General features: G+C 61.4%; 9 protein-coding genes. 6 read left to right on the top strand and 3 right to left on the bottom strand.

Going from position 1 to position 7,886, the window contains the following annotated elements:
• Window positions 1–136 precede the first annotated feature (136 nt).
• The 5 genes from QC180_RS30050 (at window position 137) to QC180_RS30030 (ending at window position 3,903) form a co-directional block, all read left to right on the top strand.
• Entirely contained in the window at window positions 137–862 is a 726-nt protein-coding gene (locus QC180_RS30050; RefSeq protein WP_278266246.1) for a hypothetical protein, read from the top strand.
• A 417-nt stretch (window positions 863–1,279) separates the two neighbouring features.
• Complete coding sequence (locus QC180_RS30045; RefSeq protein WP_278266245.1) at window positions 1,280–1,846, top strand: hypothetical protein; 567 nt, start codon at window positions 1,280–1,282, stop codon at window positions 1,844–1,846.
• Window positions 1,847–1,927: 81 nt separating this feature from the next.
• On the top strand, window positions 1,928–2,245 hold the full coding sequence (locus tag QC180_RS30040; RefSeq protein ID WP_278266244.1) for a hypothetical protein: 318 nt from the start codon (window positions 1,928–1,930) through the stop codon (window positions 2,243–2,245).
• 36 nt (window positions 2,246–2,281) lie between these two features.
• On the top strand, window positions 2,282–2,686 hold the full coding sequence (locus tag QC180_RS30035) for a hypothetical protein (protein WP_278266243.1): 405 nt from the start codon (window positions 2,282–2,284) through the stop codon (window positions 2,684–2,686).
• Between the two features lie 698 nt (window positions 2,687–3,384).
• On the top strand, window positions 3,385–3,903 hold the full coding sequence (locus QC180_RS30030; RefSeq protein WP_278266242.1) for a hypothetical protein: 519 nt from the start codon (window positions 3,385–3,387) through the stop codon (window positions 3,901–3,903).
• 400 nt (window positions 3,904–4,303) lie between these two features.
• Here the strand turns inward: QC180_RS30030 and QC180_RS30025 are convergent, their stop codons facing one another.
• Entirely contained in the window at window positions 4,304–4,846 is a 543-nt protein-coding gene (locus QC180_RS30025; protein ID WP_278266241.1) for a transposase, read from the bottom strand.
• Window positions 4,847–5,081: 235 nt separating this feature from the next.
• Here QC180_RS30025 and QC180_RS30020 point away from each other — a divergent pair, with 235 nt between their 5' ends.
• Window positions 5,082–5,462 (top strand): hypothetical protein, encoded by a 381-nt coding sequence (locus tag QC180_RS30020; RefSeq protein WP_278266240.1) that lies wholly within the window; start codon window positions 5,082–5,084, stop codon window positions 5,460–5,462.
• 136 nt (window positions 5,463–5,598) lie between these two features.
• Here the strand turns inward: QC180_RS30020 and QC180_RS30015 are convergent, their stop codons facing one another.
• Both QC180_RS30015 and QC180_RS30010 read right to left on the bottom strand, forming a co-directional pair.
• Window positions 5,599–6,501, bottom strand: coding sequence for a nucleotidyl transferase AbiEii/AbiGii toxin family protein (locus tag QC180_RS30015; RefSeq protein ID WP_278266239.1), 903 nt, complete (start codon window positions 6,499–6,501; stop codon window positions 5,599–5,601).
• On the bottom strand, window positions 6,498–7,619 hold the full coding sequence (locus QC180_RS30010; RefSeq protein WP_278266238.1) for a type IV toxin-antitoxin system AbiEi family antitoxin domain-containing protein: 1,122 nt from the start codon (window positions 7,617–7,619) through the stop codon (window positions 6,498–6,500). Before QC180_RS30010 ends, QC180_RS30015 begins: the two co-directional genes overlap by 4 nt.
• Window positions 7,620–7,886 lie beyond the last annotated feature (267 nt).

Genomic DNA, 7,886 nt, shown 5'->3' with positions numbered 1-7,886 from the left:
ATAGACCGATCCGGGCAGTCAGGGCAGCTGGTGGTAGGAACGCACAGCAAGGTTCTTCCCTGTATGGGTCGGCGGTACGCAGCGAAGCAGGGTATCGAGAGGAGACGTGGTGGGTGGCGCCGGGTCGGATCGGTTGATGAAGTCGACTATCGCCAGGTTGGCTGAGGCCCTGGCAGTGGAGAGTTTCGTGCGGTGCGAGGCGTTGGATAGGAACGGGGAGGCTCAGCCGGGGAAGCGGTATCCGCGGTGGCGGCGTGCGTGGTTCGCTGCTGATGTTGACGGTTTGCCGGGCGTGCGCCAAGCCGTCATGGCTTCGCTGAAGCTCGATAGGGACGGGTGTGTCAGTGTCTTCGGGTGGGCGTACGTGATGTCGGACGTAGTCGGGCTGGTGCGTGCCGAGTTGCCTGTTGAGGCGTTGGAAAGCGCCGCCGACGGTTCGGTGCCCGCCCCGGTGGATTTTGTGTCGTTCGGAACCTTTCGTTATCCGCGGGAGGTTTTGAGGGCGAAGAGCTGGGTCGCGGTGGAGGGTGATATCGACATTAGTGTTGTTGAGTTCATGGATTATGTGCGTAGTGATGTTCGGGAGTGGTTCGGGGGGATGTCGACGATCACTGACCTGCTGGCCCGGGCTCGGGAGCCCGCACTCGGCGCTATCGATCAGTCGAACCCTTCACCCGAGCGGCTTCGTGATGTGGTGATTTTGGCGTTGTTGGCGGGTCGCGTTGAAGAGGTGGTGTCGTTGATGGATTGGTATCGTGACCGCGATGTGTTTCATGCGTGGGACTCTGCGGAGCGGGTCGCGGCGTTCGACGCCGCGATGGGTGTTCGTTTCCCGGAGTACGCAGCCGCCCGCCGGGTTTGAATACGTCGATCGGTCGATTGTAGGGTGGTCGCCAATTAGTAGAAGTAGTTCGAGTGGCAGTATGTGAAGTCGGGCGAATTGATCTGGTCTCTGTCGGGCGCATGGTTGGCTGACATAACACGTATGGATCTCATATGCGAATCTGAATCCTGCGTTACTTGGGTGGCGGTGACTTCGTCTAGTATTCTGGTTCTATGAACCTGCGTCTGCATCAAGGAAGGTTTTCTGGTATCGCGCGCCGTGTTGATGACTCGACTGATTGAAAGACTCACTGCTGAGCTGTCTGGTGAGGGCTTCATACCTAGTTCTCCACTTGATGGCTTGGGAGAAGCAGAGCCGGGTACGGCCTCGCCTACGTGGAGACGGCTGTGGTTCGCGGCGCCTGAGAGCGGTATCAAGCATATGGCACGGGGGGTCATGGCCCACGTGGATCGCGGCGGTGATGAAGGCATTCGCATCAATGGAAGTGCGTTTGTTGCGGCGTCTGTTGTCGAGACCGTTCTCGATGTTTGTAATGATTTGGACTACCTGGCTGGATCATTTTGCGGTAGCGAGATCGACTCTATTTCCTTCGGCTATTTTGATGATCCGCTAGATGCGAGCAGGCCGATTGCGCTTTCAATCGAGTCCGACCTGAACCATGCGATTGGGCAGTTCATGGGAACTGTAAACGGTCCCGTATCCGAATGGTTCGGTGAACGTAGCAGTGTTGACCGCTTGCTGGCAATAGCGAGGTCGCCTCGTGCTATGTATTTCGATAAAATCAATCCCGACCCGATGCGCTTGCGGGGCAGTGTTATTCTGAGTCTGATGTCCGACAGGCATGACGATGCTGCTGCCGTGATGGATTGGTATATCAATAGGAATTCGTTTCATAAGAAGGATTCCAAGGAGCAAGCTGAAGCTTTCGATGGCGCGCTTCGTCAACAGTTTCCAGAGTATGCTCAGGCAAGGAAGCGCAGCAGCGGGTCTGTACGGCAATGACAGTCGAGCAGTGCGCCAATCGTACTGAGGTAAAGATGCTTCATCGGCGGGATGCCAGGAGCTCAGTGATGGAGATCGTCAATGACGGTGGAAGAGCATGATCGTATAGATCAGGTTGCGGTGGGGCCGGATGGTCGACTGGTCTTGGCGATGGTCGAGGAACGGCCATCCCGCGGCGAGGCGCTCGGGGTGGTGGAGGAAGACTTCCGGAAGAAGCTGAACTCGTATGTGCGTGCGGTGCGATCAGGTTATGCCGCCGAGCTTGCGCGATCGGCGGGTGTCGGTGAGTCGGCTGGGGTGGAGTTTGTCCTGTTCAGCGATACGGAGCCGTCTGAACTGGTACGGGAGATGATCGGTCTTGTGAATCAGGAGCTCTCGACCGAGGGGATGAGTGCGTGATGGGAGTCGTGGGCTGGTGAGCAGGTTGGCGTCGAGGTGGTCGAGCAGGCGTTGGTGACCGAGGTGGTCGAGCTTCTCGGCGAAGGGTGGGACTTTGCGGTGCTGTGGGCATCGCTGGTCGGCGATGAGGGGAGCGCGGGTATCCAGGTGCGGTTGCAGGACGGTTCGGTGCGCAACGATCGGCCTTCTGAGATGCTGCTCGGGTTGTTGTCTGAGCACAAACGTGCCGCGTATGAGGCAGATGATGGCACGTGGCTCAGCCTTCAGATCTCGATCGCGGGGCGGGATCGGTATGAAACGCGCTGCTCGAATTTTGAGTTGCTGGATTGGGTGCCGGTGCCGGTGGCGGAGGAATTCAAGCGCGAACTCGCAGTGCACCCTCGTGCAGACGACGAGGTTCCGGGATGGATGCGGCAGCTGCTCGGTAGTGGCGAGCAGTAGCCCGCGGATCTGGAGGTGTCCGCTCGAGGGTCTCTTGGCCGACTCGGCATGACCCTGTGGCGGGTACGAAGTCCGGCGATGCAACTGGCGACAGACAGAGAAGGTCCACCACATGCGACTCGCGCTCAGTACTCCAGTCGCAGAGATTCAGGTGCTCCCTGAATTTCACTCGTGCAAGGCGTGCCTTATCAGTATTTCTGTCCAATTTTGACTCTTCGTGACAATCTGTTGATGATAGGCCTGCCCGTGGTCGATCCGCTGCCGCCAGGTGTCCTTCCTGCTTCCATTCAATTCGGCCCATCGGTGGTGGCTGTTGCCGTCAGGGACCGAGCAGGTGCCCGATTGCTGAGGCTCGGTCGTCCGATGCGTCTCGCAGCATTCATCTGCGGATCCCACCGGACGCTCCTGAACCATAGATCGTAGTCAGCAGATCGGCGGTGGGGCTCGGCGCGCGTGCTCCGATTCTCGGCCCCTGACGGGCCCAAGCGGTTGCCCTCGATATCTGATGGATGGTCGAAATTGTATTTTCGAAGAGATACGAAATGATGCGCAGCTCGTGTGCTTTGCGAACGGCGAATGGGAAGGTCGTGAGAGCTATGACGACGGCGTGCTGTCGGTCTCACGACCTGGACGTCTCGCCCCCGTCCTGCATTGACAAGCCATGATTTTGGAGGACATACCGAAAGGCAGAACCTCAGTTGCTCTCTGAATTCGGTTCGCCCAAAGCGGGCCTCGTCAGCATCCTGGCCAATTTGGACTCTTCGCGACAGTCCATTGACAATAACGCTACGCGTGATTCGTTCTTCGAGTACGCTCTGCTCGATCTGGCCTCTATTCACTTCAGGTTCACCAACGATAGTCATCTGGTGGATGCTGAAGTGGAGGATGCGCGTGTACGTATCGCCACACAAATATCTGAAAATCCTCAAGCAATGTTCGCGTTCGTCTATAAATCGCTCGATTTGGCGATTAGTGCCGAAGTCGATGGCTGGTTTGAACCGTGTCTTAGACGGTCGATATTCCAGTTTTTGATCGACTATTACGATGGGGCTGTTGACGGTGAGGATATGGAGTACATCGAAGAAATGGATGAGTGGCTGCGTGATCGCGCTCCTTGGGTCAATCCGCTGCTGCCAGGTGCCCTTCCTACTTCCATTCCGGTCGGCCATTGGTGGTGGCTGTTGCCAACGGGGACCGAACGAGTGCCCGACTGCTGAGGCTCGGTCGTGCGGTTCAGGTGCCGGATCAATTCGAGGATAGGCTGCGGTGTCCGCCCTCGAAAGGGCGCTCGGACAACTGGCATCTGCTTGTAGATTGGCTGGTACTTTACCGCACGTACCAAAGCTGGCCGAACCAGTCGTTGAGGCATTTCGGCAGGTCTCCGCGTGACAGCACCGTTCGAACTGGAGATTGAGTGAACATTTTCATCCCGTCGATGAAAGCCGTCGCGGCACTGTAGGTTAAGAGCTCCAATCAGGTTCGGTTGCTGTGTCGTCGTCAACAGATCAGTGCAGCACCCAGATTCAGGAATCCGTAGTGGGTGTGTCGGTGCGGCGTTCCCATCGGACGGCCAGGCGCCGGTACTGGTGGAGCAAAGGCGATGGTCTGCTCGACGATTCAGCGGCCGGCGGTGGTCTTGTCGCGGGTTCCGCGGTGAGGGATGTAGCCGGTGATCCCGCGTTCGGCCAGCTCGCTCGGTGTACACGCTGGGATAGTCGTAGCCCTTGTCGCCGATGAGGGCCCTAATCGGCGGCGTGGTGGCCCCGGCCGTCCACGCAGGGGTCGAACTCGGTCGAGCACCGGCGCGCGCATCAGGCACTCCCCTTTTTTGGCCTGCACATGCGAGCCGTCGATCATGACCCGGCCATAGTCGATCAACCCGGCGGCGTTGCTGCGGTCGAGGACCGCCTGGTGCATCGCCTCGAACACCCCGGCGGCTTGCCAGTCCCGCAGCCTGCGCCAACGCGTCATTCCAGACCCGAACCCGAGTTTCTGGGGTAGGTCTTCCCACCCGATCCCGGTGAACAGCACGAACAGGATGCCCTGGAACACCAGCCTCGGATCGTGCTGGGCCGGGCCCGGTGTTCCTGCCGGCTTCACCGGCAGTAGCGGTTCGATAGCCGCCCACGACTCGTCATCCACGATCCACGGTGCTGCCACGGCGAAACATCGGGCACCACTGTGGGTCTCACCGCTACCTGGCCGAATCCGTTAGTACGTCTTCGGCCAACGCCGCAGATGGCTTCCGCTACTCGAAAGCCCTCGCTCCAGATGTTCAGGAGCGAGGGCTTTGTCATGGGCGTACCGCGGAACTCGCCGTGGTGATGTCTGTCGCCCTCCGGTGCCGACTGTCTGACAGTGGGTCGGTGGTCCGGAGACATCGAAAGGATATGTGATGTCGAAATTGGTTCGCCTGCGGGTGAATTCGAATGATGCGTGGACCAGGATCCGCGTTCCCCGGCAGGCTCGGCTTGTGTGGGGTCGCCCGGTCCAGGGGGTGATCGTGGGTATTCCGGGTGGTGGTTCTCCCGAGCCGCCGACCGCGTGGGATACCTATTGGGAGGTTCCGAGCAACGCTGTGGCCGGCGAGGAGAACTATCTCATCCGGCGCGGCGTTCTGCCGGAGCTCACGGTGCCCAGTCCTGAACAGCCGCCGCAGGAGACGCCGAGCGAGTCGGGTTTGTCGGGGGCGACGAGCTTCTTCGCTGAGGATGGCGCGGTGTTCTGGATCTATCGGGATCTCTTCGGCGCTGGGGGTAGCTACCCGGCTAACTAGCGGTGGCGAATGTCCATCGTGATAGAAGCTGGCCCGCACTCTTCTGAGTGCGGGCCAGTTTCGTGTTTCTGGACGACGCTACTTCGTGCGGGCGGCCATGGGTGGCATCCGAGGAGCAACGACTGTTCCGCGTTAGTCATTCGGGACTCCAGGTGCGTGTGTGCGGAATCCAGCGTCCGGATGTGCGGGTGCCGTCGAGTAGAGGGTTGAGGCACTCGCCGACGAAGTCCAGTGCGTTGGCGAGGCTGTGGAGTTCAGGAGGCAGGGTGGTCTCCTTGGCCATGGCGGGGTAGGAGCGCGGCCATTCCGGGCCCGGCGAGAGTAGCGTGGTCGGCAGTTCGAGGGTGCGGTGTTGGCGTTGTACGTTCAGGGCGGTGAGCGTTTCGTCGGCGTCGAAGGAGAGGTTGCCGACGATGAAGCACAGGTCGGCAAGGTCTCGCCAGCGACTCGAGGGTTGGCGGGTGGCTCCGTAGCGCGCGGTCATCGCGCAGATCTTGTCCGCGACTTGGCTCGGGACGGGGATCAGCCGCACCGGCGGCAGCGCGGCGAAGCCGGCGATGTCGAGAATCGGTGTGGGAGTGAGAGATTCGATGTCGCCGATGATCACTTTGTCCACGGCGAGGTCGGTGTGGAAGTCCTCGATCAGCTGGCCGCCGAGGTAGATCGAGATGGTGAGTTCGGCGCCGGTGGCGGCGTCGCCGGTGAGTTGTTTGGCCAGCTCGACTCTGAAGATGAAGGGGTCGATGTCGGGGCGTGCTCCGCCGAGGTGGCGCAGTTGGTCGATGGCGTCGGCGATCTCGGTGTCGATCCGGATGAGGTCGAGGTCTTGGCTGGAGCGGGCTCCGGGCAGTCGGACCAGAAGTCCGCCGCCGCCGGTGACTATCCAGGGTGAGGTGGGGTCGGCGAACACGCGTGCGAGGAAGCGTTGCATGAAGAACTCGCGGCGCAGGGCATTGGCCGGGCGGCGGGTCTGGCGGGCCTGGGTCTGGATAAGGGATCTCAGTGATGCTTTGAACGAGGCAGGGCTGGGGCTGGTCACTGGTCGGCCTCCGGGACAAGTGGGGTGGTGAGGGCTTCGGCGATCGCGTCGCGCAGACGCGCGGTTGCCCATTCATCGGCCGCGGCGGCGTTAGAGAATTGCCGCGGGTCCACCGATTGCAGGATCAGGGTGCGGATTCGCGCCATCATGTCTTTCCACTCGGGTGTCTCGGCGAGTGGTGCCACGGCTTGGCGGATGAGCTTGGCCGCCTGCTCGCCGGGTTTAGCGTGGGCGAGCTGGTTGCGGATCGTTTCGACCGCGGCTTCTGTGGAGGGAAGCGAGGTCAGAGCAGCCGTCAAATGTGCGCTGTTGTGGCCAGCCACGAGCTGGTCGAGGGCTTGGGTCCAGGCCTTGTTGGCGGCGATAAGCGGTTCCAGGGCGGGCACTGACAACGCCAGAGATGATTCGGGCACTCCGGCCAGGGCGATGAAATGGTTGATCAGGGCCGAGCCGTTGTCGACGGGTGCGCCGTAGCGGTGAGCGTAGGGGCGCAGACCTTCGGCGATCTCGTCGGCCGAAGCGCCTCGCAGCAGGGCATCGCGCACGACCGAGGCCAGGTGGCCGCCATCGGTGCGGGCGGCGGCCAGATCTCCGATGGTGCGCGCGGGTGTGGTGACTGGTAGCCCGTCGACGAGTGTCCATTCGTCCGGGGTGAGAGTGGCTCGGTGGAAACGGACGTCGGGGCTGCGGGTGCCGCGGCGGGCCGGGATGGTGAACTCGAGGTAGTCGGCGTCGAGGTCGCCCAGGCTGTGCAGGTCGGCGGCGGAGCGGTGGGATACGACGCCGAGGGGGACGTCGTCGCCGAGGCGGTCGCCGACGGTGCGGGCGGGTTCGAGTGCGAGCCATTCCGCGCGCAGCGGTTCAGTCGGCGAGTCCGGGACACCGGCCAACCGGTACACGCCGTAGCGCAGCCGGACCAGCAGCCCGTGTTCGACCAGGCGCTGCAGTTGCTTGCTGTCGACGCCGACGGTGGCGGCCTGGGCGGTAGTCAGCAGGCCCCATTGTGACTCGGCCAGGTCGGCGAGTCGTGCACGTATATCGGCCCTGCTAATCATGGCATCAAAAATACCACCTGCGACGTCAAAACAGACGGACCAAATGTCCTTTCTGTCGAACATGCTGTCGGTTGTGTGGACAATTGAAGCGGATGCGTGGCTGATGAGAACGCTGAGCGTCCACTGGCCGGCTCAGACCAGTGGACGTGGACGGGGCTGGTTGCCGCGTCGGTATCGGCTGGTGGGGGAAATGCGGCCGCGACGAATCACTACCGCCGCCGACCAGCTGCGTTTCCGTGACGCGATCCGCCTGATCCGTGCCCTACAACGCCATATCGACGAACTGCTGGGTTTCCTGCGTCTGCACATTCCGGGCCAGGAACCTCCGGC

This window comes from Nocardia anocheti, assembly GCF_029675105.1.
Classification (GTDB): Bacteria; Actinomycetota; Actinomycetes; order Mycobacteriales; family Mycobacteriaceae; genus Nocardia.
This window is presented reverse-complemented; position numbering and strand designations above follow the sequence as displayed.

Coding starts and splice junctions, on each gene's coding strand:
- QC180_RS30050 (WP_278266246.1), top strand. CDS start 137: ATGAAGTCGACTATCGCCAGGTTGGCTGAGGCCCTGGCAGTGGAGAGT.
- QC180_RS30045 (WP_278266245.1), top strand. CDS start 1,280: ATGGCCCACGTGGATCGCGGCGGTGATGAAGGCATTCGCATCAATGGA.
- QC180_RS30040 (WP_278266244.1), top strand. CDS start 1,928: ATGACGGTGGAAGAGCATGATCGTATAGATCAGGTTGCGGTGGGGCCG.
- QC180_RS30020 (WP_278266240.1), top strand. CDS start 5,082: ATGTCGAAATTGGTTCGCCTGCGGGTGAATTCGAATGATGCGTGGACC.
- QC180_RS30010 (WP_278266238.1), bottom strand. CDS start 7,619: ATGTTCGACAGAAAGGACATTTGGTCCGTCTGTTTTGACGTCGCAGGT.